General features: G+C 66.8%; 29 protein-coding genes. 16 read left to right on the forward strand and 13 right to left on the reverse strand.

What is annotated here, in order from left to right:
* The first annotated feature begins 21 nt into the window (after nucleotides 1-21).
* Both galU and SH591_RS10005 read left to right on the forward strand, forming a co-directional pair.
* Nucleotides 22-882, forward strand: coding sequence for a UTP--glucose-1-phosphate uridylyltransferase GalU (galU, locus tag SH591_RS10000; RefSeq protein ID WP_322831363.1), 861 nt, complete (start codon nucleotides 22-24; stop codon nucleotides 880-882).
* A gap of 1 nt (nucleotide 883) precedes the next feature.
* Nucleotides 884-1,837: a zinc transporter ZntB gene (locus SH591_RS10005; RefSeq protein ID WP_324749003.1), complete on the forward strand. Its 954-nt coding sequence runs from the start codon at nucleotides 884-886 to the stop codon at nucleotides 1,835-1,837.
* A gap of 22 nt (nucleotides 1,838-1,859) precedes the next feature.
* Here the strand turns inward: SH591_RS10005 and SH591_RS10010 are convergent, their stop codons facing one another.
* Nucleotides 1,860-2,426, reverse strand: a complete 567-nt coding sequence (locus tag SH591_RS10010; RefSeq protein WP_322831365.1) for an HNH endonuclease — start codon at nucleotides 2,424-2,426, stop codon at nucleotides 1,860-1,862.
* Nucleotides 2,427-2,618: 192 nt separating this feature from the next.
* Between SH591_RS10010 and gluQRS the strand changes: the two genes are divergently transcribed.
* Genes gluQRS through egtD form a run of 5 tightly spaced genes read left to right on the forward strand, consistent with a single transcriptional unit; the run spans nucleotide 2,619 to nucleotide 6,521 of the window.
* On the forward strand, nucleotides 2,619-3,485 hold the full coding sequence (gluQRS, locus tag SH591_RS10015; RefSeq protein ID WP_324749004.1) for a tRNA glutamyl-Q(34) synthetase GluQRS: 867 nt from the start codon (nucleotides 2,619-2,621) through the stop codon (nucleotides 3,483-3,485).
* Nucleotides 3,486-3,494: 9 nt separating this feature from the next.
* Complete coding sequence (locus SH591_RS10020) at nucleotides 3,495-3,698, forward strand: twin transmembrane helix small protein (protein WP_322831367.1); 204 nt, start codon at nucleotides 3,495-3,497, stop codon at nucleotides 3,696-3,698.
* Between the two features lie 4 nt (nucleotides 3,699-3,702).
* Entirely contained in the window at nucleotides 3,703-4,275 is a 573-nt protein-coding gene (locus SH591_RS10025; protein WP_324751364.1) for a cob(I)yrinic acid a,c-diamide adenosyltransferase, read from the forward strand.
* Nucleotides 4,276-4,317: 42 nt separating this feature from the next.
* Nucleotides 4,318-5,568 (forward strand): ergothioneine biosynthesis protein EgtB, encoded by a 1,251-nt coding sequence (gene egtB, locus SH591_RS10030; RefSeq protein WP_324749005.1) that lies wholly within the window; start codon nucleotides 4,318-4,320, stop codon nucleotides 5,566-5,568.
* Between the two features lie 2 nt (nucleotides 5,569-5,570).
* Entirely contained in the window at nucleotides 5,571-6,521 is a 951-nt protein-coding gene (gene egtD / locus SH591_RS10035; RefSeq protein WP_324749006.1) for an L-histidine N(alpha)-methyltransferase, read from the forward strand.
* A gap of 112 nt (nucleotides 6,522-6,633) precedes the next feature.
* Here egtD and SH591_RS10040 read toward each other — a convergent pair whose 3' ends face one another.
* Nucleotides 6,634-7,908: a Xaa-Pro dipeptidase gene (locus SH591_RS10040; protein ID WP_324749007.1), complete on the reverse strand. Its 1,275-nt coding sequence runs from the start codon at nucleotides 7,906-7,908 to the stop codon at nucleotides 6,634-6,636.
* A 245-nt stretch (nucleotides 7,909-8,153) separates the two neighbouring features.
* Here SH591_RS10040 and SH591_RS10045 point away from each other — a divergent pair, with 245 nt between their 5' ends.
* Complete coding sequence (locus SH591_RS10045; protein WP_322831370.1) at nucleotides 8,154-8,360, forward strand: cold-shock protein; 207 nt, start codon at nucleotides 8,154-8,156, stop codon at nucleotides 8,358-8,360.
* 88 nt (nucleotides 8,361-8,448) lie between these two features.
* Entirely contained in the window at nucleotides 8,449-8,646 is a 198-nt protein-coding gene (locus tag SH591_RS10050) for a hypothetical protein (RefSeq protein WP_324749008.1), read from the forward strand.
* 3 nt (nucleotides 8,647-8,649) lie between these two features.
* Here SH591_RS10050 and SH591_RS10055 read toward each other — a convergent pair whose 3' ends face one another.
* The 4 genes from SH591_RS10055 to SH591_RS10070 are packed head-to-tail and all read right to left on the reverse strand — an operon-like array spanning nucleotide 8,650 to nucleotide 12,036.
* Nucleotides 8,650-8,910 carry a hypothetical protein gene (locus tag SH591_RS10055; protein ID WP_324749009.1) on the reverse strand — a complete coding sequence of 87 codons (261 nt, stop codon included), beginning with the start codon at nucleotides 8,908-8,910 and terminating at the stop codon, nucleotides 8,650-8,652.
* 22 nt (nucleotides 8,911-8,932) lie between these two features.
* Nucleotides 8,933-10,330 carry a dihydrolipoyl dehydrogenase gene (gene lpdA, locus SH591_RS10060; RefSeq protein ID WP_324749010.1) on the reverse strand — a complete coding sequence of 466 codons (1,398 nt, stop codon included), beginning with the start codon at nucleotides 10,328-10,330 and terminating at the stop codon, nucleotides 8,933-8,935.
* Nucleotides 10,323-10,751 (reverse strand): acyl-CoA thioesterase, encoded by a 429-nt coding sequence (locus SH591_RS10065; protein ID WP_324749011.1) that lies wholly within the window; start codon nucleotides 10,749-10,751, stop codon nucleotides 10,323-10,325. Before SH591_RS10065 ends, lpdA begins: the two co-directional genes overlap by 8 nt.
* Nucleotide 10,752: 1 nt before the next feature.
* Nucleotides 10,753-12,036 carry a pyruvate dehydrogenase complex dihydrolipoamide acetyltransferase gene (locus SH591_RS10070; RefSeq protein ID WP_324749012.1) on the reverse strand — a complete coding sequence of 428 codons (1,284 nt, stop codon included), beginning with the start codon at nucleotides 12,034-12,036 and terminating at the stop codon, nucleotides 10,753-10,755.
* A 120-nt stretch (nucleotides 12,037-12,156) separates the two neighbouring features.
* On the opposite strand from SH591_RS10070, the gene SH591_RS10075 reads away from it, so the two are divergent.
* The gene (locus tag SH591_RS10075) at nucleotides 12,157-12,612 is read left to right on the forward strand and encodes a universal stress protein (RefSeq protein WP_322831376.1); all 456 of its coding nucleotides are present in this window, start codon (nucleotides 12,157-12,159) and stop codon (nucleotides 12,610-12,612) included.
* 2 nt (nucleotides 12,613-12,614) lie between these two features.
* Here SH591_RS10075 and SH591_RS10080 read toward each other — a convergent pair whose 3' ends face one another.
* From SH591_RS10080 to SH591_RS10095, 4 genes are all read right to left on the reverse strand, one after another.
* Nucleotides 12,615-13,607 carry an RcnB family protein gene (locus SH591_RS10080; protein WP_324749013.1) on the reverse strand — a complete coding sequence of 331 codons (993 nt, stop codon included), beginning with the start codon at nucleotides 13,605-13,607 and terminating at the stop codon, nucleotides 12,615-12,617.
* A gap of 67 nt (nucleotides 13,608-13,674) precedes the next feature.
* Nucleotides 13,675-14,184: a GAF domain-containing protein gene (locus SH591_RS10085; protein ID WP_322831378.1), complete on the reverse strand. Its 510-nt coding sequence runs from the start codon at nucleotides 14,182-14,184 to the stop codon at nucleotides 13,675-13,677.
* Nucleotides 14,185-14,571, reverse strand: coding sequence for an alternative ribosome rescue aminoacyl-tRNA hydrolase ArfB (gene arfB / locus SH591_RS10090; protein ID WP_322831379.1), 387 nt, complete (start codon nucleotides 14,569-14,571; stop codon nucleotides 14,185-14,187). It abuts the gene before it with no gap.
* Nucleotides 14,572-14,644: 73 nt separating this feature from the next.
* Nucleotides 14,645-15,301: an RluA family pseudouridine synthase gene (locus tag SH591_RS10095; protein ID WP_322831380.1), complete on the reverse strand. Its 657-nt coding sequence runs from the start codon at nucleotides 15,299-15,301 to the stop codon at nucleotides 14,645-14,647.
* A gap of 166 nt (nucleotides 15,302-15,467) precedes the next feature.
* Here SH591_RS10095 and ctrA point away from each other — a divergent pair, with 166 nt between their 5' ends.
* The 6 genes from ctrA to SH591_RS10125 all read left to right on the forward strand — a co-directional run bounded on the left by ctrA (nucleotide 15,468) and on the right by SH591_RS10125 (nucleotide 21,504).
* Nucleotides 15,468-16,169 carry a response regulator transcription factor CtrA gene (gene ctrA / locus SH591_RS10100; protein ID WP_322831381.1) on the forward strand — a complete coding sequence of 234 codons (702 nt, stop codon included), beginning with the start codon at nucleotides 15,468-15,470 and terminating at the stop codon, nucleotides 16,167-16,169.
* A 160-nt stretch (nucleotides 16,170-16,329) separates the two neighbouring features.
* Nucleotides 16,330-17,772, forward strand: a complete 1,443-nt coding sequence (locus SH591_RS10105; protein WP_324749014.1) for a circularly permuted type 2 ATP-grasp protein — start codon at nucleotides 16,330-16,332, stop codon at nucleotides 17,770-17,772.
* A complete protein-coding gene (locus SH591_RS10110) occupies nucleotides 17,772-18,707 on the forward strand; it encodes an alpha-E domain-containing protein (protein WP_322831383.1) in 936 nt (311 codons plus the stop codon). The genes SH591_RS10105 and SH591_RS10110 overlap by 1 nt, the downstream gene beginning before the upstream one ends.
* The gene (locus tag SH591_RS10115; RefSeq protein WP_324749015.1) at nucleotides 18,707-19,531 is read left to right on the forward strand and encodes a transglutaminase family protein; all 825 of its coding nucleotides are present in this window, start codon (nucleotides 18,707-18,709) and stop codon (nucleotides 19,529-19,531) included. The genes SH591_RS10110 and SH591_RS10115 overlap by 1 nt, the downstream gene beginning before the upstream one ends.
* 23 nt (nucleotides 19,532-19,554) lie before the next feature.
* Nucleotides 19,555-20,322 (forward strand): proteasome-type protease, encoded by a 768-nt coding sequence (locus SH591_RS10120; protein ID WP_324749016.1) that lies wholly within the window; start codon nucleotides 19,555-19,557, stop codon nucleotides 20,320-20,322.
* A gap of 96 nt (nucleotides 20,323-20,418) precedes the next feature.
* On the forward strand, nucleotides 20,419-21,504 hold the full coding sequence (locus tag SH591_RS10125) for an extracellular catalytic domain type 1 short-chain-length polyhydroxyalkanoate depolymerase (RefSeq protein WP_324749017.1): 1,086 nt from the start codon (nucleotides 20,419-20,421) through the stop codon (nucleotides 21,502-21,504).
* On the opposite strand, the gene SH591_RS10130 is transcribed toward SH591_RS10125, so the two are convergent.
* The 3 genes from SH591_RS10130 to SH591_RS10140 all read right to left on the reverse strand — a co-directional run bounded on the left by SH591_RS10130 (nucleotide 21,501) and on the right by SH591_RS10140 (nucleotide 23,886).
* Nucleotides 21,501-21,695 carry a hypothetical protein gene (locus SH591_RS10130; RefSeq protein WP_324749018.1) on the reverse strand — a complete coding sequence of 65 codons (195 nt, stop codon included), beginning with the start codon at nucleotides 21,693-21,695 and terminating at the stop codon, nucleotides 21,501-21,503. The two genes, SH591_RS10125 and SH591_RS10130, sit on opposite strands and share 4 nt — an antisense overlap.
* 63 nt (nucleotides 21,696-21,758) lie before the next feature.
* Nucleotides 21,759-22,520, reverse strand: a complete 762-nt coding sequence (locus SH591_RS10135; RefSeq protein ID WP_322831388.1) for an arginyltransferase — start codon at nucleotides 22,518-22,520, stop codon at nucleotides 21,759-21,761.
* 127 nt (nucleotides 22,521-22,647) lie between these two features.
* Nucleotides 22,648-23,886, reverse strand: a complete 1,239-nt coding sequence (locus SH591_RS10140; protein ID WP_324749020.1) for a threonine ammonia-lyase — start codon at nucleotides 23,884-23,886, stop codon at nucleotides 22,648-22,650.
* Nucleotides 23,887-23,922: the final 36 nt, after the last annotated feature.

Genomic DNA, 23,922 nt, shown 5'->3' on the forward strand with positions numbered 1-23,922 from the left:
GCGTTCACGTCAGGACCAAGAATGAAACCTGTTCGCAAGGCTGTGTTCCCGGTCGCCGGTCTCGGCACCCGCTTCCTGCCCGCCACCAAGGCGATCCCCAAGGAGATGCTGACAATCGTCGATCGCCCGTTGATCCAATATGCGGTCGACGAGGCGCGCGAGGCCGGGATCGAGCAGATGATCTTCGTCACCGGGCGCGGCAAGGCCGAGCTCGACGACTATTTCGACATGGCGTTCGAGCTTGAAACGACGATGACGAGCCGCGGCAAGTCGCTGGAGCCCCTTGATGGGAGCCGACTTCCGGCCGGGGCGTTGGCCTCCGTCCGTCAGCAGGAGCCGCTCGGCCTCGGCCATGCCGTCTGGTGTGCGCGCCATCTCGTCGGCGACGAACCGTTCGCGGTGCTGCTTCCGGACGATCTGATGTGGGGCAAGCCCGGCTGCCTCCGCCAGATGATCGACGCTTACGACCAGGTCGGCGGCAACATCATCTGCGCCCAGGAGGTTTCCCGCGAAAAGACCGCGAGCTACGGCATCATCACTCCGGGCGAGAGCAAGGGCGCGCTTACCGAAGTGAAGGGCCTGGTCGAGAAACCGAAGCCCGAGGACGCGCCGTCCACGCTCGGCGTCGTCGGCCGCTACATCCTCCAGCCCGAGGTGATGCGCGTGCTCGAGCGCCAGGAGAAAGGCGCCGGCGGCGAGATCCAGCTCACCGACGCGATGGCGGCGATGATCGGCGACCAGCCGTTCCACGGCGTCACCTTCGCCGGCACTCGCTATGATTGCGGCGACAAGGCCGGTTTCATCACCGCCAATATCGCGCTGGCGCTCGAACGCGAGGATCTCGCCCCCACCGTGCGCGCATTCATGAAAGACCTTAGCTGACATGGGCTGCAACGCGCTCCTGTTCGAAGGCGGCGCGGTGCGGGGGCTCACCGTCGCGGAGGCGACCGCCTATCGCGGCGACGGCTTCCTCTGGCTCCATTTCGACACGCTGGAGGAGGCCGACCTCGCCGCGCTGAAGGCACAGGGCATTCCCGACATCGCGGTCAATGCGCTGGTGGCGACCGAAACGCGGCCGCGCTGCGACCGGATGGACGGGGGCGCCCTGCTCAACATGCGCGGCCTCGCGGAGATTGAGATCGACGACAGCGACCGGCTGGTGTCGATCCGCATGTGGGTCCAGCAGGGCAAGGTCAACTCGGTCAGCCGCCGCCCGCTCGCCGCCACGCGCATTGTCCGTGACAGGATGGAGGCCGGCGAGATCACCGACCCCGGTGACCTCGTCGCCGCTTATGCGCGCGCCATCTCGAAGCAGCTCGATCCGGAAGTCGCGCAGCTCGGCGACGAGCTCGACGATTGCGAAACCGACCTCGAGCCGCGCCGCGTCTACAAGCTGCGCACTGCGATCGCCGGCATCCGCTCCGAAGCGATCGCCTATCGCCGCTTCGTCGCGCCCGACCGCGACGCGCTCGAGACCCTGTCGCAGATGGACTTCGCCTGGCTCGCCGAGGAGGACCGGCTCCACATCCGCGAGGCGGCCGACCGCTTCGCCCGCATGACCGAGGAACTGGAGGCGATCCGCGAACGCGCCGCCTTGCTCCACGAGCAGCTCACCGACCTGCGCGGCGAATTGATGGAGCAGCGCGCGCTTCTGCTCTCGATCGTCGCTCTGATCTTCCTGCCCTTGACCTTCATCACCGGCCTGCTCGGCATGAACGTGCGCGGCATTCCCTATTCCGACGACCCCTGGGCCTTCTGGGGCGTGGTCGGCTTCTGCTTCGTGATCGGCCTCGCGGTCAGCGCCTATTTTGCCGGAAAGCACTGGCTGAGGCGGTAATCGCCGCCTGACGGCTTCGGTGTCAGGCCTCCAGCTCGATGTCCCAGTAGAGATAGTCGCGCCAGCTATCGTGGAGGTAATTGGGCGGGAAGCGGCGGCCGTGGTCCTGGAGCTGCCACGTGGTCGGCCGGATCGGGCGCCGGTAGAGCGACATGTGCGCCTGCGCCGGCGTGCGGCCGCCCTTGCGCAGGTTGCACGGCGCGCAGGCGGTGGCGACATTCTCCCAGGTCGTGCGCCCGCCCTGGGCGCGGGGGATGACATGGTCGAAGGTGAGCTCGCGCGGATCACCGCAATATTGGCAAACGAAGCGGTCGCGCAGGAACAGGTTGAACCGGGTGAATGCCGGATATTCGGACGGCCTTACATATTGCCGGAGCGCGATCACGCTCGGTATCTGCATCGTGCGGGTAGGGCTGTGGACCTCGCGCGCATAGTTGGCGACGATGTCGACCCGCTCCAGGAACACGGCCTTGACCGCGGTCTGCCAGGACCACAGGCTGAGCGGGTAGTAGCTGAGCGGGGTGTAGTCCGCGTTCAGCACCAGAGCGGGACAAGAGTCGGGATGCCGAATGAGATCGGGGTGGTACATGAACCGACAAAGGCCTCCGTTTCGTGGAGAGGAACCTCCCGAAACGCGCCGCCCCGAACCCTGTCGCACTCAGAACCTGGGGAGAAAGCGGGCTCCGCTCGCTTCATCTCCTTGTCTGGCCACGCTTCTGGCTGCCTTGCGTGACGCGGTCATGACACCACAGGTGGCGACTTCCGGTCAAGGCCCCGGTGCATGATTTATGTGACCCGTTTCGCGCCCAGCCCGACCGGGCGGCTGCATCTCGGCCATGCTTATTCGGCCCTGCTGGCGCATGATTCCGCGCGCGCCCGGAACGGCAATTTCCTGCTTCGCATCGAGGATATCGATCCGACCCGCAGCCGGCCCGAGCATATCGACGGGATCATCGAGGATCTGATGTGGCTCGGCCTCGAATGGGACGACGAGATCCTCTATCAGTCCGATCGGCTCCCGCTCTACCGCCAGGCGCTCGACCGGCTGATCGCGGAAGGCCTCGCTTACCCCTGCTTCTGCACGCGGTCTGAGATCGCGGCCGAAGTCGCGGCCAGCGCCGCCGCGCCGCACGGACCGGACGGGCCGCTCTATCCGGGAACGTGCCGCGTGCTCGCGCCCGACGTCCGCGCTCTCCGCGCGGCAAGCGAACCCCATGCCTTGCGGCTCGACGTCGCCCGGGCGGCGGCGCTCACCGGCCCACTCTACTGGGAAGATGGCGACACCGAGGTCGAGGCCGATCCCGCCGCATTCGGCGACGTCGTCCTCGCCCGCAAGGACGCGCCGACCAGCTATCATCTCGCCGTCACCGTCGACGACGCCGCGCAGAAGGTGACCGACATCGTCCGCGGCCGCGATCTCTTCGCCGCGACCGACGTCCACCGCCTGCTCCAAGCCCTGCTTGGCCTGCCGACGCCGCATTATCATCACCATCCCCTGCTCACCGACGGCGAGGGGCGGCGGCTCGCCAAGCGCAACCGCGCGCCGACGCTGGCCGATCTGCGCGCGGCCGGGGCGGATCCGGCCGCCCTTGTCGCCCAGCTGCGCGCCGGAAAATTCCCGTCTGGATATTCGGCGGTCGCGGAGTAGAGAGGGCGGATGACCACGATCCTGATCATCCTCATCGTCCTGGCTGCGGCCGCGACCCTCTTCGTGCTCGTCAAGGGTGTCATCGGCATGGCCCAGGGCAGGGACCTCAGCGGCCAGCGCTCGCAGGACCTGATGCGCAAGCGCGTCATGTTCCAGGCGGTGGCGATCATCCTGGTCGTCCTGCTGCTGCTGCTCGCCGGCGGCGGGAGCTAAGGCCCTGGTCCGGCTCAACCGGATCTACACCCGCACCGGCGACGCCGGCACGACCGGTCTTGCCGACGGCTCGCGCCTGTCGAAGGCCGAGCCGCTTATGGCCGCCATCGGCGATGTCGACGAGGCCAACAGCGCGATCGGCGTCGCTCTGCTCCACGTCGCGGCCGATCATCAGGCGATGCTCGCCATGATCCAGAACGAAATGTTCGATCTCGGCGCCGACCTCGCCACGCCCGGCGAGGATTTCACGCCGAGCGACATGGTCCTGCGCATCACCGCCGGCCAGGTCGAGCGGCTCGAGCGCGAGATCGACGCCATGAACGCGGAGTTGGAGCCGCTGCGCAGCTTCATCCTGCCCGGCGGCGAAGGCGGCGCGGCCTATCTTCACCTCGCCCGCGCCGCGGTGCGCCGCGCCGAGCGCGCCGCCGTCGCCGCGTCCGCCTCGGTGCCGCTGAACCCGCAGGCCTTGGCCTATATCAACCGCCTTTCCGATCACCTGTTCGTGCTCGCCCGGCTCGTAGCCAAGGGCGCGGGCGGCGACATATTGTGGCAGCCGGGAGCGACACGGAACGGCTAAGCTGCACCGGCCGTTTCCCAACCTGCGATTTGGGAGGGAGCGATGGCGACACAGGCAAGTCCAGCGCCGGCGGCCGGGCCGGCGGACCGCTACCGGGCCGTGCGCGCGCTGAGCGAGGCGATCGCGGCGCCGCTCTCCGACGCCGACGCCACCATCCAGCCGATGCCGGACGCGTCGCCGGCGAAATGGCATCTGGCGCACACGACCTGGTTCTTCGAGACCTTCGTTTTGCGCGATCATGTCGCGGGCTACCGCCTGCACGACGAACGCTGGCCGTTCCTTTTCAATTCCTATTACGAAGGCGAAGGCGCGCGCCACCAGCGGCCGCGGCGCGGCATGCTGAGCCGCCCCTCGCTTGACGAAATCCTCGGCTACCGCCGCGCGGTGGACGCGGCGCTGCTCGAAGCCTTGCCGTCATTGCCGCACTCGGCGGCGACATTGGTCGAGCTCGGCCTCCACCACGAGCAGCAGCATCAGGAGCTGATGCTGATGGACCTTACCGCCACCTTTGCCGAAAATCCGCTCCTGCCCGCGGTCTGGGAGCGGGCATCGCCATCGCCTTCGCCCGTTCCCCCGGGTCTCCGCTGGCTGGAAGGGACGAGCGGGATCGTCGAGATCGGCCATGACGGCAGCGGCTTCGCCTTCGACTGCGAAGGGCCGCGCCATCCTGTCCTGCTGCGCCCGCACGCGCTCGCCGACCGGCTGGTCACCAACGGCGAGTGGCTGCGCTTCATCGACGATGGCGCCTACACGAACCCGCAACTCTGGCTGTCCGATGGCTGGGCCTGGGTGTGCGAGCATGGGATCGAAGCACCGCTCTACTGGCGCCGCGAGGCCGGCAGCTGGCAAAGGTTCGGCCTCGATGGCCTCCATGACGTCAACCCCGCCGAGCCCGTCTGCCACGTCTCTTATTACGAGGCCGACGCTTTCGCGCGCTGGGCCGGGGCGCGGCTGCCGACCGAAGCCGAATGGGAGGCCGCCGCCGCGCCCTGCTATCCGGGCGAGGGCAACCAGCTCGACGAGGCCGGACCGGTGCGGCCGCGGCCCGGCGGCGAGGGCCTGTTCGGCGACGTCTGGCAATGGACGATGAGCGCGTACCTTCCCTATCCCGGGTTCGTGCCGGCCGAGGGCACGGTCGGCGAGTATAATGGCAAGTTCATGTCCGGGCAGATGGTGCTGAAGGGCGCGAGCTGTGCCACGCCGCGCGGCCATAGCCGGGCGAGCTATCGCAATTTCTATTATCCGCACCAGCGCTGGATGTTCTCCGGGCTGCGCCTGGCGAGGGATATTTGAGAATGGAATCGACCGCCGATCCCGCCTTCCGCGCGGACGTGCTGGCCGGCCTCGCCGCGGCCCATCGCGCGGTGCCGGCGCGCTGGCTCTACGACCGCCGAGGATCGGAGCTGTTCGAGCAGATCACCGACCTCCCCGAATATTATCCGACGCGCACCGAGCGCGCCTTGCTCGAGCGCTACAGCGGTGAAGTCGCGGAGATTGCCGGCAAGGGCGACGCCGTCGTCGAGTTCGGCTCCGGCTCGTCCGCCAAGACACCGGTCCTGCTGCGCGCGGTCGCCCCCGCCGCTTATGTGCCGATCGACATATCGGGCGATTTCCTGCGCGAGTCCGCCGAGGCGCTGAGCGACCGCTTCCCGGACCTGCCTATCTATCCGGTCGAGGGTGACTTCATGAAGCCGATCGCCCTCCCGGCCGAAGTCGCGGGGATGACCAAGCTCGGTTTCTTCCCGGGCTCGACGATCGGCAATCTCGTCGCGCGCACCGCGGTCGATCTGCTGCGGGCGATGAAGGACACGCTCGGCGTCGGCGCCTATCTGCTGATCGGGATGGACCGGCTGAAGGACGAGGATGTGCTGGTGCGCGCTTATGACGATGCCGCCGGCGTGACGGCCGCGTTCAACCTCAACCTGCTCCACCGCATCAATGCCGAGCTCGAAGGCACCATCCCGATAGAGGCCTTCCGTCACCGCGCCATCTGGAACGACCGGATGAGCCGGATCGAGATGCATCTGGAGGCCTTGCGCGACGTCGCCTTCGCGGTTGCCGGCCAGCCGTTCTCGATGGCGGCGGGCGAGAGCATCCATACCGAGAACAGCCACAAATACGGCCTGCGCGATTCCCGCCTGCTGCTCCGCGCCGCCGGCTGGGGCGTGTGCAAGGAATGGACCGACGCGCACGACCAGTTCGCCCTGATCCTCGCCGAAGCGGAGGCGCCGAGGGCCGCGCCGTAAAAGCCCCTCCCCTTCAAGGGAGGGGTTGGGGTGGGGCCGGGGGGTGGCACGATGGCTCGCGCTCCGCGCTCGCACCCACCCCTCGATCCCCTCCCTTGAAAGGGCGGGGAAGTCAGTCCTTCAACACCGTCCCGCCCTTGATCACGACGTCGACAGTCTCGAGCTGGCGGATGTCGGCGAGCGGGTCGCCGTCGACTGCGACGATATCGCCGTAGCGGCCGACCGCGATCGCGCCGACATCGCGCTCGCGGCCCAGCGCCTGGGCGGCGTTGCGCGTCGCCGCCTGGATCGCCTCCATCGGCGTCATTCCATATTCGGTCATCACCCGGAACTGCTTGCCGACCTCGCCGTGCGGCATGACGCCGGCGTCGGACGCGAACACCATCTTGGCTCCCGCCTTGTGCGCGGCGCGGAATCCGTCGCGCTGGATCTGCGCGATCTCGCGGTCCTTGCGGAGATTGTCCTCCAGCACGCCGTTCTTCTTGCCCTCGGCCTGGGTATATTCGGTGTTGTAGATGTCCATCGCCAGCCAGGTGCCGCGCTCCTTGGCGAGGCGGATGCCCTCGGCGTCGATCAGGCTGGCATGCTCGATCGTGTCGATGCCGGCGCGGATCGCGGCCTTGATGCCGGCCGCGCCATGGGCGTGGGCCGCGGTCTTGAGGCCCCATTGGTGGGCCTCGTCGGCGATCGCGCGCAATTCGTCCTCGGACAATTGCTGCTGGCCCGGTTCGGTGTTGCGCGAGAACACGCCGCCGGTGGCGCAGACCTTGATCACTTCGGCGCCATATTTGCGTTGCTCGCGCACCCGCGTGCGCAATTCCTGCGCGCCGTCGCCGACCGCCTTGCCCTTGGCCTGGAAGGAGGGCGGCAAATAGGTCTGGTCGCAATGGCCGCCGGTGGCGGACAAGGCATGCGCGCCGGGGACGATGCGCGGGCCCTGCATCAGCCCCTCGTCGATCGCCTGCTTGAAGGCGACGTCGGCATAATTGTCGGATCCGACGTTGCGCACGGTCGTGAAGCCGGCCTCGAGCATCGCCTTGGCGTTGCCGACGCCCTGCACGGTCCAGAACTGATCGGTGAACTGGAGGCCGCTATAGCCGCCGTAGCGCGGGTTGCTGTCGAGGTGGACGTGCATGTCGATCAGGCCGGGTAGGATCGTCTTGCCGGGCAGGTCGATGCGCTTGGCGCCTTCCGGGATCATCGGCCGGCCGCCGCCGCGCCCCACCACCGAGGCGATGCGCCCGTCGGTGATGACGATCACCGGCTCGTCGACGACCCGGCCGCCGATCACGTCGACCATCCGGTCGGCGGTGACGACCACGGTTTCGGCGGTCGCGGGCGCCGCGGCCGAAGCCAGCAGCATCGTGAGCAGCATCATCCTTCGCATGGAACCCCCTCGCTTTTGCGCGAGCCTAGCCGTCCTGCGGCCGTGAAGTCGAGCGGCTTGAATCGCGCCGAAAGCCTGGAATCGGGCACGGTCTTACAATTGTCGGCCAAATGCGCCATAAGGAGCGCGCTACAGTCGCAAACTGATGGTCTCTGGCGCTTTGCGGCTCCTCTTTCCTTCGATTCGCCTCTTCTAGCAGGGAAGGGCCGACGGTCGGTCCTCCACCACCAGAAGGACAGACATCCATGCCGATCGGCACCGTCAAATTTTTCAACGCGGACAAGGGTTACGGCTTCATTCAGCCGGAAGACGGCGGCAACGACGCCTTCGTGCACATCAGCGCCGTCGAGCGCGCCGGCATGGCGACCCTCGATCGCGACCAGCGCGTCTCCTACGAGCTCGAAGAGGATCGCCGCGGCAAGACCAGCGCGGTCAACCTGCAGAGCGTCTGATCCCGTTCGGGCCCTGCTTCGGCAGGGCGCAAGGAAGGGCGGGTGCCTGAGCGTGCCCGCCTTCTCCCCCCAAACAGGAGATCAGGCCATGTCGGTACAGCACGAATTCTATCTCGCCCGCGCCGCGGAGGCCCGCGCCGCCGCCGAAGCCGCGACGCTCGACAATGTCCGCGATCGCTGCCTGCGCTCGGAAGCCGCCTGGTCCGGCATGGCCGCCCGCGCCGCCCGCACCGAAGGCATGCGCGTCAAGGCACAGGCCGCCAAGGACGCTGCCGCCAGCGTCTAGCCGCTATTCCTCGCCGGTCCGGTCGGTGAGGTCCATGAAATTGCGGGCCGCATCCCGGTCCGCCGCATCCTCGAACGCCGCGTCCAGATCCGGCGCCGCGCCCAGCATATGCAGCAGCGCCCACATGGCGAAGCGACGGCCGCGATCCTGCTCGAGCCCTAAATCGACCTGCATCCGCTCGATGCCCGCGGCCAGCGCCTCGGACGGCAGCGCCGCGAGGTCGGTCGTGCCGAAATAGCGGCGCAGCTGATCGTCGAAATCCATAAGCGCCGCCTTCCGTGGGCCGTCAGTAATGCAGCGCGCGTCCGTAGGCGTCGAGGACGCTCTCGTGCATCATTTCCGAGAGGGTCGGATGCGCGAACACGGTGTGCATAAGATCCTCTTCGGTGGTCTCGAGCTGGCGGGCGATGACATAGCCCTGGATCAGCTCGGTCACTTCGGCGCCGACCATGTGCGCACCCAGCAATTCGCCGGTCGCCTCGTCGAAAACCGTCTTCACGAAGCCCTCGGCCTCGCCCAGCGCGATCGCCTTGCCGTTGCCGATGAAGGGGAATTTGCCGACCTTGACCTTGCGGCCGGCTTCCTTGGCCTTGGCCTCGGTAAGGCCGACGCTCGCCACCTGCGGGCGCGAATAGGTGCAGCCCGGAATGTTGGACTTGTCCATCGGGTGGACGCCCTTCACGCCGGCGATCTTCTCGACGCAGACGACGCCTTCGTGGCTCGCCTTGTGCGCAAGCCAGGGCGCGCCGGTGACGTCGCCGATCGCGTAGATGCCCGGCACGTTGGTCGCGCCATAGCCGTCGGTGACTATATGGCCGCGGTCGGTCTTCACGCCCAACGCCTCGAGGCCGATCGTCTCGGTGTTGGGGACGATGCCGATGGCGACAATGGCGTGGGAGAAGTCGTCTTGCACGACTTTGCCGTCCTTGCCCTTGATCGAGGCTTTGACGCCCGTTTTGGAGACTTCCAGCTTCTCGACGCCGGCGCCGACATGGATTTTCATGCCCTGCTTGGTGAGCGCCTTGTGCATGAAGGCGGAGACCTCCTCGTCCTCGACCGGCAGGATGCGGTCGAGCATCTCGACGATGGTGACGTCGGCGCCCATGTCCGAATAGAAGCTGGCGAATTCGACGCCGATCGCGCCCGATCCGATCACGAGCAGCTTCTTCGGCATCTCCTTGGGCACCATCGCGTGGCGATAGGTCCAGACACGCTCGCCGTCGGCCTTGGCGAAGGGCAAATCGCGGGCGCGGGCGCCGGTCGCGACGATGATGTTCTTCGCGGCAAGTTCGGTCGCCTTGCCGTCCTTGGTGACCTTGAGCTTGCCCGGCGCGGTGATCGTGCCGTCGCCCTCGACGACCGTCACCTTGTTCTTCTTCATGAGGCCCTTGACGCCCATGTTGAGCTGCCCGGCGACCTTGCGGCTGCGGTCGACGATCGCGGCGAGGTCGAAGCTCACTTTCTCCGCGCCGAGGCCGTAGCTGCCGGCATGGGTCATATAATGGTGGATCTCGGACGTGCGCAGCAGCGCCTTGGTCGGGATGCAGCCCCAGTTGAGACAGATGCCGCCCAGTTTCTCGCGCTCGACGATCGCGACCTTCAGGCCGAGCTGGCTGGCGCGAATCGCCGCGACATAGCCGCCGGGGCCCGAGCCGAGGACGATGAGATCGTAAGTGTCAGCCATGATGTTCCTCAAGGGCAGGGATTTGCTCCGCCAGCGGCGGGACGCCGCGGGGCTGGCGGTCGTCGCCGACCGCGACGAAGATGAAGCGGGCTTGGGTGACCTTGTAGCTGTCGCCGCTGTGGCGGGCGCGGCGCCAGGCGGCGACGTCGATCGTCATCGAGGTCGTGCCGACCTTGCCGAGGCGCGCATAGACCGAGACCTCGTCGCCGACGAAGACGGGGCGGTGGAAAGTCATGCCGTCGACCGCGATCGTGACCGCGCGCCCGCTCGAATGGCGCGACGCGACCGAGCTGGCGGCAAGGTCCATCTGCGACATGATCCAGCCGCCGAAGATATCGCCATAGGGATTGGCGTCGCCCGGCATCGCGGTGACCCGCACCGCGGGCGCCTCGGACGGCGGCTGTTCGGCGCTCAGCGCCATATCAGGCCAGCATCGTCAACGGATTCTCGACCAGGCGCTTGAACGCCTGCATCAGGCGGGCGCCGTCGGCGCCGTCGATGGCGCGGTGGTCGAAGCTGCCGGTGGCGCTCATCACGGTCGCGATCTGGAGCGTGTCGCCGACCACATAGGGCCGCTTCTCGCCGGCGCCGATCGCCATGATCATCGCCTGCGGCGGGTTGATGACCGCGTCGAACGCCTTGATGCCGAACATGCCCATGTTGGAGATCGAGGCGGTGCCGCCCTGATATTCGTGGGGCTGCAGCTTGCCTTCCTTGGCGCGGCCGGCGAGGTCCTTCATCTCGGTGGCGATGGCCGACATCGACTTGGTGTCGGCACTCGCGATGATCGGCGTGATCAGCCCGTTGGGGATCGACACGGCGACCGAGATGTCGGCACGCTTATACTGGATGAGCTGGTCGCCGCCGAACGAGACGTTGCATTCGGGCACCTCGATCAGGGCGACGGCGAGCGCCTTGATCAGCATGTCGTTGACGCTGAGCTTCACGCCGCGCTTCTCGAGGCCCTTGTTGAGCTCGCCGCGGAGCTTGAGCAGGGCGTCGAGCTGGATGTCGACGGTCAGGTAGATGTGCGGGATCTGCTGCTTCGACTCGGTGAGGCGGCGCGCGATCGTCTTGCGCATGTTGGAGAGCTTGACCGCCTCGTGCGGGATTTCGGTCTCGAACGGCGCGGTGGGGGCGGCGGCAGCGGCGGCCGGGGCGGCGGCGCGCGGCGCGGCGCCGGACGCGGCGTCGATGTCGGCCTTGACGATGCGGCCGCCCGGGCCCGAGCCCTTCAGCGTGGCGAGATCCACGCCCTTCTGCTCGGCGAGCCGGCGGGCGAGCGGGCTCGCCTTGGCGCGGTCGCCGGCATCGGCGCGCGGCTGCGGCGCGGCGGCGGCCGGAGCGGCGGGCGCGGCCGTGGCGGGCTGTCCGGCGCCGGTCTCGCCGGCATCCTTCGCGACCGGTTCCTTGGCTGCAGGGGCGGCCTTGGGTGCAGCCGCGGCGGCCGCGCCGGCATCCTCGCCTTCGCCCGCGATCAAAGCGATCACGGTGCCGACCTTCACCTCGTCGGTGCCCTCGGCGATCAGGATCTTGGCGATCGTGCCCTCGTCGACCGCTTCGAACTCCATCGTCGCCTTGTCGGTCTCGATCTCGGCGAGCAGGTCGCCCGCGGCGACGGTGTCGCCTTCCTTGACCAGCCACTTGGCGAGCGTGCCTTCCTCCATCGTCGGGGAGAGAGCGGGCATCTTGAGTTCGATCGGCATGAATGCTTTCCTGTCCGGATTGGCTGACCGTCCCTTCGGCAAATGAGGGGCGGGGGTCAAGGGTTCCGCTTGCGCGCGCCGCCGATCTGGCGCAGCGTTCCACACCGTCAGGAGGGGGCAATGCGGTCATATCTGGTCGTCATGGACGAAACCGCGGAGGCGCGCGCCGCTCTGCGCTTTGCTGCGCGCCGCGCCGCCCGCACCGGCGGCACGATCGAATTGCTCGCGCTGATCCCGCCGCAGGAGTTCGTCCAGTGGGGCGGCGTCCAGGCGGCGATGGAGGAGGAAGCGCGGCTCCGCGCCGAAGCGATGGTGCTGCAGGCCTCGTCCGCGATCGTCGAGGAAGCCGGCCTCACCCCGTCCGTGCTGGTCCGCCAGGGCGATCCGGTGAAAGCGGTGACCGAATTGCTCAAGGAGCGCGACGACATCGCCGCGCTCGTGCTCGGCGCCGCGGCGGAAGGCCCGCCGGGGCCTTTGGTCAGCCATTTCGCCGGCAACGTCGCCGGATCGCTGCCCTGCCCGCTGATGATCGTGCCGGGCGGGATCAGCGATGAGCAGCTCGACCGCTTAAGCTGAGCTCAGCCCTTCTCGCCGCCCGTATAAGGCGGCGGCGAGCGATAGCGCTTCACCTTGGCCTTGTAATAGCGCTTGGCCTTGGGCCGGTGCTTCACGGTCACGTCCTTGTAGACCGTGTGGACAGTGACCTTGGGCGCCGTCGTCACCGTCGTCTCGGTGATCACCAACGGGTAGCCGTAGCCGCAGCTGTAATAGCCCGGCGGGGGAGGCTGGCAGCCGCCCGGATAGGCGACATGCTGCTCGTAGCTGCGGCCGTGATGCTTCTCGGCCCGCTGCTCATAGACCTCGCCATAATCCTCTTCATAATCCTCGGCTTCGGCGTAGCGCTCGTCTGAGCCCTCGACCCAGGCATAGTCGCGGCCGTCGGGCTGGAAGTCGCCGTCGCCGACATATTCGGGGATGCCCCGGTCATAGTCCCAGCGCTCGCCATAGCGGTCCCAGTCGAGCCCGTAGCGGCCGTCGCGGACGCGGCCTTCCCGGTCGATCAGGTACGCGTCGTCATAATAACGGATCCAGCGCGAATCCTCGTAGGGCTGCGGGAAGCCGTAGAGACCCCAATTCTGGACGTGGAATTGCGGGCCCCACCAGAATTGCGGGACGACGTGGCCGCGATTGATCCGGCGGATGTGCGCGAAGCGGCGGTGCATGCCCGGATTGGGGTGGCCGACGACCGGGGGGCGCATGCCGGGATGGTGCGGCGGCCGCATGGCGTGGTGCGGTGGCCGCATCCCTGGATGCGGCGACGGGCGCATGCCCGGCCGGTGGGTCATGGCGGGCGGCGCCGGCCGCGCGTGCATCGGCGGCGCCATCCGGGGCGCCATCGGCGCAGCGCGCTGCCAGGTGACGCCGGGCGCCGCCTGGGCGGCCGCGGCGGCAGCCGGCACATTCATGCCGTAAGCGGGCACGTCGGCCCAGCGTGAGGGCGGTTCGACGGTCTGGGCGGCGAGGCTGGCCGGTACAATAGCCGTCCAAGAAACGAGCGCGAGCTTCTTCATTGAGCGTCCCCTGTGCACGAAGCCGGTCGGGCCTCGGCAAGAGTCGCGACGGCCAGTTAGGACTTTATTAACTCTTTGAAGGCGCTTTTTCTACCGCGGTGACTCTGGGCGCGATGATCCGTGCCAGCTTGATACACCCTTCTACATCCTCGGCATTGAAACGGCCGCGGCGGGGACTGTCGAGATCGAGGACTCCGACCAGTTCGCCGTCGTGAACGATCGGAACGACAAGCTCGGAAGCGGACGCGCTGTCGCAGGCGATATGGCCGGGGAAAGCGTTCACGTCCTCCACGCATTGCGGCTCTCGGGTCGCCGCCGCGGTGCCGCACACGCCCTTGCCGAACGGGATGCGGATGCAGGCGGCGCGGCCTTGAAACGGCCCGAGCACCAGCTCGCCGCCGACATTGCGGTAGAAGCCCGCCCAGTTGAGATCGGGCAGCGACTCCCAGAGCAAGGCGGAGATGTTGGCCATATTGGCGATCGCGTCGGGCTCGCCATCGGTGAGTGCGTCGGCCGCGTCGCACAATTGGCGGTACATCTCGGCCTTGTCGGCCGCCTCAATCCGGAAATCGAACATTCAATCCATCCTCGGCTTCGACCGTGCCGCCTTGACGGCACCGCGCTGCACCTTCTTGTCGACCCGCTTCGCCTTGGCCGCGCGGCTGGCCTTGGTCTTGATCCTTTTCGCCTGCCTTACATGGGCCTTGGCGATCAGATCCGCCAGCCGGGCGCGCGCATCCTCGCGATTGGCCTCCTGGGTGCGGTAGGAACGGGCCGTGATGACGATCTCGCCGCCAGAAGTCATGCGGCTGCCGGCCAGCTCCTTCAGCCGCTGATAGGCGTAGGGCGGGAGCCCGAGCTTGAAGACGTCGCAGCGAAGCTGGCAGGCGGTCGCCACCTTGTTGACGTTCTGCCCGCCCGGGCCGGTCGCGGTGATGAATGAGAAGGTCGTTGCGTGTCCCATACGCAACTGCAAGCTGCGGGGCAGCTTGCCCCTTCCCATCTCCTCGAGCGCGTCCTCGGGAAGGGCGAAGGGCTCAGAGCTCGACATCGCCGAAGCCGGCCTGGATGAAGGTCGGCGGCAGCGGCGCGGTGGCCTCGACCGGATTCTTGCCGTCGCGTTCGACTCGCAGCGACAGCGCATGGAGCAGCATCGGCCCCCGACCGGCGCCATAGACCGGATCGCCCGAGATCGGGATGCCGAGACCCTCGATGGCGTGGATTCGGATCTGGTGGGTGCGCCCGGTCTCGGGCGTGAACACGATCACGGCGCGCCCGTCCTTTACGGCGGCGAGACGCCAGTGGGTAACCGAGGGCCGGCCCTTGGGATCATGAACCATCCGCCAGCCCTCCTCGGCGGTCGAAACCTTGGCGAGCGGCAGGTCGATCGTGCCGGTTTCGCCTTCGGGCACGCCATCGAGCACCGCGACATAGGTCTTGCTGACCTTCTTGTCCTCGAACGCGCGCTGGAAGCGCTTGTGCGCCTTGGGGTTGCGCGCGAGCAGCAGGCAGCCGCTGGTGTCGCGGTCGAGCCGGTGAACCGGCAGCGGCAGCCTTTGGAATCCGAAACGGAAGTGGTGAAGATAGTCTTCAAGGCTTTCGCGAGTGCGCGATCCGGGATGAACCGCAAGGCCCGCCGGCTTGTCGATGACGATTGCCTCGCCATCGATGAAAAGAACGTATTTCTCCCACATTCCGTCGCCCTGCCATGGCTGGAGCGCGCGCGCAATGTTAGCCGGCAATGCTGCGGTTAACCCGCGTTTACGACGAATTAACCTTTTAACTTCATTTATGGCGTGGTTAATGATGCGTACCGGGTTCCGACTGTCGTTTCGGAAGCCGCCATCGAGGGGCGAAACCATGCGTGTGCTGCTGATTGAGGACGAGCCGACCACGGCCAAAAGCATCGAACTGATGCTGAATGCCGAAGGCTTCAACGTCTACACCACCGATCTGGGCGAAGAGGGCTTGGACCTCGGAAAGCTCTACGATTACGACATCATCTGCCTCGACCTGAACCTGCCGGACATGCACGGCTACGACGTGCTGAAGAAGCTGCGCACGGCCAAGGTCGGCACGCCGGTCCTGATTCTCTCGGGAATCAGCGAAATGGATTCGAAGGTGCGGGCCCTGGGCTTCGGCGCCGACGACTATGTCACCAAGCCGTTCCACCGCGACGAGCTGGTCGCCCGCATCCATGCGGTCGTGCGCCGCTCGAAGGGGCATTCGCAGTCGGTCATCAAGACCGGAAAGCTCGCCGTGAACCTCGACGCCAAGACGGTCGAGGTCGACGGCGCCCGCGTGCACCTGACCGGCAAGGAATATGCGATGCTGGAGCTGCTCTCGCTCCGCAAGGGCACGACGCTCACCAAGGAAATGTTCCTCAACCATCTCTACGGCGGGATGGACGAGCCGGAGCTGAAGATCATCGACGTCTTCATCTGCAAGCTCCGCAAGAAGCTTTCGCTCGCCTGCGGCGGCGACAATTATATCGAGACCGTCTGGGGTCGCGGCTACGTGCTGCGCGACCCGGAAGAGATCGAGCAAACCCAGGTCGCCTAACCAACGGGGACTTCTTTCTGGAACGGGAAAGCCGGCCGCAGCGATGTGCGCCGGCTTTTTCGTGTCCATCCTCGGCCGATGCGACCAAATCCCGCCTCGCGCATTATGCGGATAGGCAAATTCTTGCCGCTCCGTAACGATAGCGTGAAAACAGGGATTTATGGCGGCCAAGGCGGCATTTGACGAGCTATGGGGCGCAAGCCGGGGAAAAGCGGCCCGGCCCGGCCTCGAAGCTCTCGCGACGTGGCTCGGCGATACCCCGCCTGGCGAGTTCGACCGCCGCCAGCAGGCTGCCGAGACCGCCTTCCGCACGCTCGGCATCACCTTCAACGTCTATGGCGACGACGAGGCGGCGGAACGGATTATCCCGTTCGACATCGTGCCGCGCATCTTCACCGATCGGGAATGGGCGCGGCTCTCGGCCGGGCTGGAGCAGCGCGTGCGCGCGATCAACGCCTTCATCGAGGATGTCTACGGTCCACGCCGGATTCTGGCTGACGGCGTCGTTCCCGCCGACATCGTGCTCGGCAACCCGCAATTCTGCGTCGCGGTCGCCGGCGCGCGGCCGCCGCACGGCGTCTATGCCCATATTTGCGGGATCGATCTGGTGCGGACCGGACCCGAAGACTTCCACGTACTCGAGGACAATGCCCGCACCCCGTCGGGCGTCAGCTACATGCTCGAGAATCGCGAGGCGATGCTGCGCCTCTGCCCCGAATTGTTCGATATTCTGCCCGTGCGCCCGGTCGATTCCTATCCAGAGCTGCTCCGCGACACGCTCCATTCGGTCGCCCCGCCGGGCGCTCGCGATCCGCGCGGCGTGCTGCTGACCCCCGGCCATTACAATTCGGCTTTCTACGAACACAGCTTCCTCGCCGACAATATGGGCATCGAGCTGGTCGAAGGCTCCGATCTGGAGGTGGACGACGATATCGTCTGGATGCGCACGATCGAGGGGCGGGTGCGCGTCGACGTCATCTATCGCCGCATCGACGATGACTTTCTCGATCCGCTCGTCTTTCGCCGCGATTCGATGCTCGGCGTTCCGGGCCTGATGGCGGCCTATCTCGCCGGCAACGTCACGCTGGCCAACGCCCCCGGCACCGGTATTGCCGACGACAAGGCGATCTACTCCTACATGCCCGAGATCGTCCGTTATTATACGGGCGAGGAGGTGAAGCTCCCCAATGTCGAGACCTGGCGTTGCCGCGAGCCGGAGGCGCTGCGCTACACGCTCGACAATCTCGACAAATTGGTGGTGAAGCTGGTCGATGGCTCGGGCGGCTACGGCATGCTGGTCGGCCCCACCGCGAGCAAGAACGAGATCGAGCGCTTCCGCGCGGCTTTGGAGGCCGAGCCCCACCGCTACATCGCCCAGCCGACGCTGGCCCTGTCGACCGTACCGACGTTGACCGACAGCGGCCTCGCGCCGCGCCACGTCGATTTCCGCCCCTTCGTGCTGACCGGGGCCGACGGCGTCACGATCGTCCCCGGCGGCCTCACCCGCGTGGCGCTGCGCGAAGGCTCGCTGGTCGTGAACTCCAGCCAGGGCGGAGGCACCAAGGACAGCTTCGTCCTTGCGCCGGGCAAGGAGCCGGCGTGATGCTGTCGCGCACCGCCTCCAATCTCTACTGGATCGGCCGCTACATGGAGCGGGCCGAGTTCGTGACGCGGCTCGTGGAGGCGACGATCCGGCTGAGCTCGCTGACGCGCGGCGAGCCGAGCGACATGGCGTGGCGCAGCGCGCTGACCGTCACCGGGGGCGCCCCGATCTTCGAGGCCACCGGCGGCAGCCTCGGCGCGTTCAACGCACGCCGCTTCCTGACGATGAGCGAGGACAATCCCGGCTCGATCCGCTCGTGCCTCGCCGCCGCCCGCGACAATGCCCGGGCTTCCCGCAACACGATCCCGCGCGAGGCGTGGGAGGCGATCAACCGCGCCTGGTTCAACATCCGCGATCGCGCCAGTCCGGGCGGCACCCAGGCGACCCTCAATCTCGTCGACAGGCTGCAGGCCGAGATACGCGGTTTCGAGGGCGCGCTCGCGCGGATGCTGCGCAACGAAGCCTATTGGTTCATGCGGCTGGGCTCGGTGATCGAGCGCGGCGACAACACCGCGCGACTGCTTGACGTCAAATATTATTTGCTCCTGCCCGCGGGCGAGGAGGTCGGCGGGACGCTGGACCGCGACCAATGGACGACCATCTTGCAGACCGTCTCTGCCCGCACCGCCTATCGCTTGATCTACCGGCGCGCGCTGCAGCCGTGGCTGATCGCCGATTTGCTCATCTACCGTCATGAGCTGCCGCGTTCGCTGGTCGCCTCGGCCGAGGAGACGGTCGAATTGCTCGCCGAACTTGGCCGCCGGACCGGCCGGCAGGGGGAGGCCGACCGGCTCGCCCGGCGCCGGCTGGCGGGGCTCGAGCAGGGCACGATCGATTCGCTGTTTCATGAGGGGCTGCACGAATCCTTGCGGCGCCTGATCCGCGAAAATGCCGCGATCGACCAGGCGATCGCCCAACAATTCAGGTTCGGCTGATGCGTCTCAACGTCCGTTATTCGACCCAGTATCTCTACAGCACGCCGGCGCGGCGTATCATCCAGCTGCTGCGCGTGACTCCGCAGAGCTTCGCCGGCCAGACCGTCCTCGATTGGCGGATTGACGTCGATTGCGACGCGCGCCTGCGCGAAGGCTGCGACGGCTACGGCAACGTCACCCATATGCTCTATGTCGACGCGCCGGTGCCGAGCCTCCGTGTGACCGTCACCGGCTGCGTCATGCCCGAGGACGCGGCCGGGCTGGTCCAGGGCCTGCCGAGCGACCTGCCGCCAGGCGTCTTCGTCCGTGTCACCTCGCTCACCCGCGCCGGGCTGCCGCTGCGCGAGCTTGCCCAGGCGCTGGAGCAGCAGGGCGGGACGAGGCTCGAGAAGTTGCATCGCCTTACCGGCCTCATCCACATGAGGATGAATTTCGATACCGGCACGACCGATGTCGACACCCCGGCCGAGGAGGCGTTCGCGGCCGGCCACGGCGTCTGCCAGGATTTCGCCCATATCTTCATCGCCGTGGCGCGCTGCCTTGGAATTCCCGCCCGCTACGTTTCCGGCCATCTCTATCGGCGCGACGGCGCGGTGGTGCAGGAGGCGGCGCATGCCTGGGCCGAGGCGTGGGTCGAGGATCTGGGCTGGGTCGCCTTTGATCCGACCAACGGCATCTGCGCGGACGATACGTACATTCGCGTCGCCTGCGGGCTCGATTATCGCGACGCGGCGCCGTTTGCGGGCGCCCGGTCGGGTGGCGGCAGCGAGACGCTCGCGGTAGAGGTCCAGGTGCGGCAGGCGCAGTCGCAGACACAAAGCTGAGGAACGACAAGGTTGAAGATTGAATGACCTATTGTCTAGGCATGCTGCTCGCCGACGGCCTCGTGATGATCGCCGACACCCGCACCAATGCCGGGGTCGACAATTTCTCGTCGTTCAAGAAGCTCCACACCCTCGCCGATGGCCCGGACCGCCAAATCTTCGCGTGCAGCTCGGGTAGCCTGTCGATCAGCCAGTCGGTGATCGGCCTCATCCAGGAAGGTCTGCCTGCGGCCGACGGCGGCGAGATGAACCGCAATCTCTCCGGGGTCACTTCGATGTTCCGCGCGGCCCAGTTGGTCGGCGAGGCGGTGCAGGCCGCCAACCGCACCGTCGGCGCCGCGCTCGCCGCGATCAACCTCAGCAGCTCGGCCTCTCTGCTGCTTGGCGGCCGCATCGGCAACGCGCCGCCGGCACTGTTCCAGATCTATTCGGCCGGCAATTTCATCGAATGCAGCCGCGAGACGCCGTTCCTCCAGATCGGCGAGACCAAATATGGCAAGCCGATCCTCGATCGCGGCATAAGCTACGAGACGCCACTGCCGTTCGCGGTGAAGGTCGGCTTCCTCTCGTTCGATTCGGCGATGCGCTCCAATCTCGGCGTGGCGCGGCCGCTCGACATGATGGTGATGCGGCGCGATCCTGCGGCACCTTTGCTGACGCGCCGGATCGAACCGGACGACGAATATTTCAACGATCTGTCGCTGCGCTGGGCGGTGATGCTGCGCGAAGCGACCGACCAGATCCCTGACCCGCCTTATGTCTCCGGCGAAACGGCGAGCCCAGACACCTGAGTGCCGGGAAATGCTGCACTGCAGCAACAAACCAGCTATGATGTTCGTTATCAACGATCTCATGGCCCGCATCGGGTCGATGCACAGGGATTCCCAATGCTGACATTTCCGAAGACTGCTGCGTTGGACACCGCCAATGGCAGCTCCCTGACGGATCTGGTCGGATTCGGCTCGAATCCCGGCGATTTGCGGGCAAAAGCCTTCGTGCCCCAGAAGCTCGCCGAGCCCGCGGCTTTGGTGGTGGTGCTGCATGGCTGCACTCAGACGGCGGCGGCCTATGATCATGGCGCGGGCTGGTCGGCGCTCGCCGCCCGCCATGGCTTCGCCTTGCTCTTCCCCGAGCAGCAGCGCGCCAACAATCCCAATCTCTGTTTCAACTGGTTCCGCCCCTCCGATACCGCCCGCGACAACGGAGAAGCCGCTTCGATCCGCCAAATGATCGCCCGGATGTGCGAGGATCATCCGATCGATCCAAGCCGGATCTTCATCACGGGCCTCTCTGCGGGTGGCGCCATGACGTCGGCCATGCTCGCCACCTATCCCGAGCTGTTCGCGGGAGGCGCGATCATCGCCGGCATCGCTTATGGCTGCGCCGGCACGGTCGGCGAGGCGTTTGAATGCATGGGCGGCCGCACGAGCAGTCCCGCGACGGTGCTCGGCGACAATGTGCGCCGCGCCTCGCCGCATCCGGGGCCATGGCCCCGGGTCGCCGTGTGGCACGGCAGCAACGACGCGACCGTCACCGCCAGCAATGGCGACGACATCGTCAAGCAATGGCTGAACGTACACGGGCTGCGGGCGAAGCCGCACGTGGTGGAGACGGTCGACGGCTATCCGCACCGCGCGTGGCAGGGCAAGGACGGCACGCCGCTGGTCGAACAATATGTGATCACGGGCATGGGACACGGTACGCCGCTCGCTCCGGGCGACAGCGCCGGTCAAAGCGGCGCGGCCGGACCGCATATGCTCGACGTCGCGATCTCCTCGACCGATCGGATAGCGGCCGGCTGGGGCCTCACCGATACAGTGGTCGCGCAAAAGGCGCCCAAGTCCGAGCAGAAGTCGCCCAAGGCGGCGGCGTCCGCGACGTCGGCCCCGCAGGCCAAGGAGCACGCATCGCCAGCGTCCGCGCTGCAATCGGTCATCGAGGATGCTTTGAGGGCGGGCGGGCTGATCCGCTAGAGGGTCGGTTGGCCGGCGCCGCGCAGGTCGCGGATGCGCAGCGCGATCCCCGCGATCGCGGCAAGCGTGGCGAGTGAAAGCAAAGCTCCCACGACGGGGCTATCGGTTGCCACCGACAGGATCCAGCCCAGCACGAACAGGCTGATCGCAGCGACGGAATAGACGAACGATACAAGGATGTCGGGCTGCACGACGCCACCAAATGCTGTTGAACCGAAATGTTCAACGCACGGGGGACGATTGGGATGCACCGCTCACTGGCCGAGCGGAAGCTCCTTCTGGTCCGGCTCGAACCGACGCCACCCGTCGGGGCCGAGCCGTTCAAGGGGACGGAAGCGCGCCTTGTACGCCATGCGCTTCGATTCCTCGACCCAATAGCCGAGATAGACGTAGGGCAGGCCGGCGCGGCCGGCGCGAACGATATGGTCGAGGATGATGTAGGTGCCGAGCCCCGGCCGCGTCTCGTCGTCGGGCTCGAAGAAGCTGTAGATCATCGACAGGCCGTCCGCCTGCTGGTCGGTCAGGCAGGCGCCGACCAGGCGGCCCGGCCGGCCGTCGACGCTTGGCTCGCGATATTCGACCACATAGGTTTTCACGGGGCTCTGCTCGACCATGTCGGCAAAGTCGCTCTCGTCCATTTCGACCATGCCGCCGCCCGGATGGCGGGCGCGGAGATAGCGGCGCAGCAGTTCATATTGCTCTTCGGTGGTCCACGGCTTGCACGCGGTGACCTCGAGATCGGCGTGGCGGCGAATCATCTTGCGCTGGGTGGCGCTCGGCTGGAACTCGCTCGCGACCACGCGCACCGAGATGCAGGCCTGGCAGTCGATGCAGCTCGGCCGGTAGGCAACGCCCTGGCTGCGGCGGAATCCGATCCGTCCGAGCGCGTCGTTAAGCTCGACCGCGTGCAATCCCGAAAGCTCCGTAAAGACCTTCCGCTCGGTCTTGCCCGGCAAATAGGGGCAAGGCGACGGAGTCGTCACAAAGAAACGAGGAAAGCGGAATGGGGCGCTCACCGGGACTCCCCTGGGGTCGACGAAATGGTTGCTGGAATCTTTATGTGCCTTCGCCGGCGGGAAGAAAAGAGCGGGACTCGGCGAAAACAGCGTTAATGCCCGCGCCGTCCCAACCGAAGACGGAGATTCAGTGAATCTCTACCGGGTGGACGTTGAATCCATGGGCGACCAGATCATCGACCAGACGCTTCAGATGATCGGCGTCGCGCGCTTCGCATTCGATGTCGGTATAGAGGCCCTTCACCGGCAAAGCCGTGAAAATGCGCTGGTGATAGACTTCGACGATATTGATCTGGTGCTTGTCGAACAATTGCACGACCGAGGCCAAAGCGCCCGGCCGGTCCTGGAGCTGAATGCGCAGCCGTGCCATCCGGCCCGATCGCGCGAGGTCGCGCAGCAGCACGGTGGCGAGCAGCCGCGTGTCGATATTACCGCCCGTCAGCACCAGCCCCACCGATTTGCCCTTCAGGCGCTCGGGATGGGTCAGCAACGCCGCCAGTCCGGTCGCGCCGGCCCCTTCGACGACCGTCTTCTCGATCTGCAGCATCAGGCTCACCGCGGTTTCGATGTCGCGTTCCGGCACGAGCAGGATCTCGTCGACGAGTTGCTCCACGAACCGCGTCGTCAGCGTCCCCGGCGTTTTGACGGCGATGCCCTCGGCGATCGTGTCGCCGGAGCCGGGCATGTCTCGCCCATTGATCTCGGCATACATGGACGGGAAGAGCTCGGCCTGGGCGCCGATCAGCTCGATCGCGGGCCGCAACGCCTTTGCCACGACGCCCATTCCGGAAATCAGCCCGCCGCCGCCGATCGGGATCAGCAATGCGTCGAGCTCGGGCACGTCCTCGAGCAGTTCGAGCGCGACCGTGCCCTGGCCGGCGATGATCTCGGCATCGTCGAACGGATGGACGAAGGTCAGGCTCCGCTCCTCTGCCAGCTGCAGCGCATGGGCATAGGCCTCGTCGAACAGTTCCCCGTGCAGCACCACGGTCGCGGCATGGCTCTCGGTCTGCATCACCTTGATGGTCGGGGTCGGCTTGGGCATGACGATCGTGACCGGGATACCGAGCCTGGCGCCGTGATAGGCGACGCCCTGGGCATGATTGCCGGCCGAGGCGGCGATCACGCCGCGGCTGCGCGTCGCCTCATCCATCAACAGCAATTTGTTGAGCGCGCCGCGCTCCTTATAGGCCGCGGTGAACTGAAGGTTCTCGAACTTCACATAGACGGTCGAGCCGGTGAGCTTGGACAGCGTCCGGCTGAGGTGGGTCGGAGTGCGCAGAACGGCGCCCTCGATCCGCCGTGCGGCGGCGCGGACATCGTCGAGAGTGACGGGGAGGGTGAATTTTTCTGCGCGGGAAGCCATGGCCCCCGAATAGGCCATCTGGCGTGGCAGGCAAAC

The organism is Sphingomonas sp. LY54 (genome assembly GCF_035594035.1).
GTDB lineage: Bacteria > Pseudomonadota > Alphaproteobacteria > Sphingomonadales > Sphingomonadaceae > Allosphingosinicella.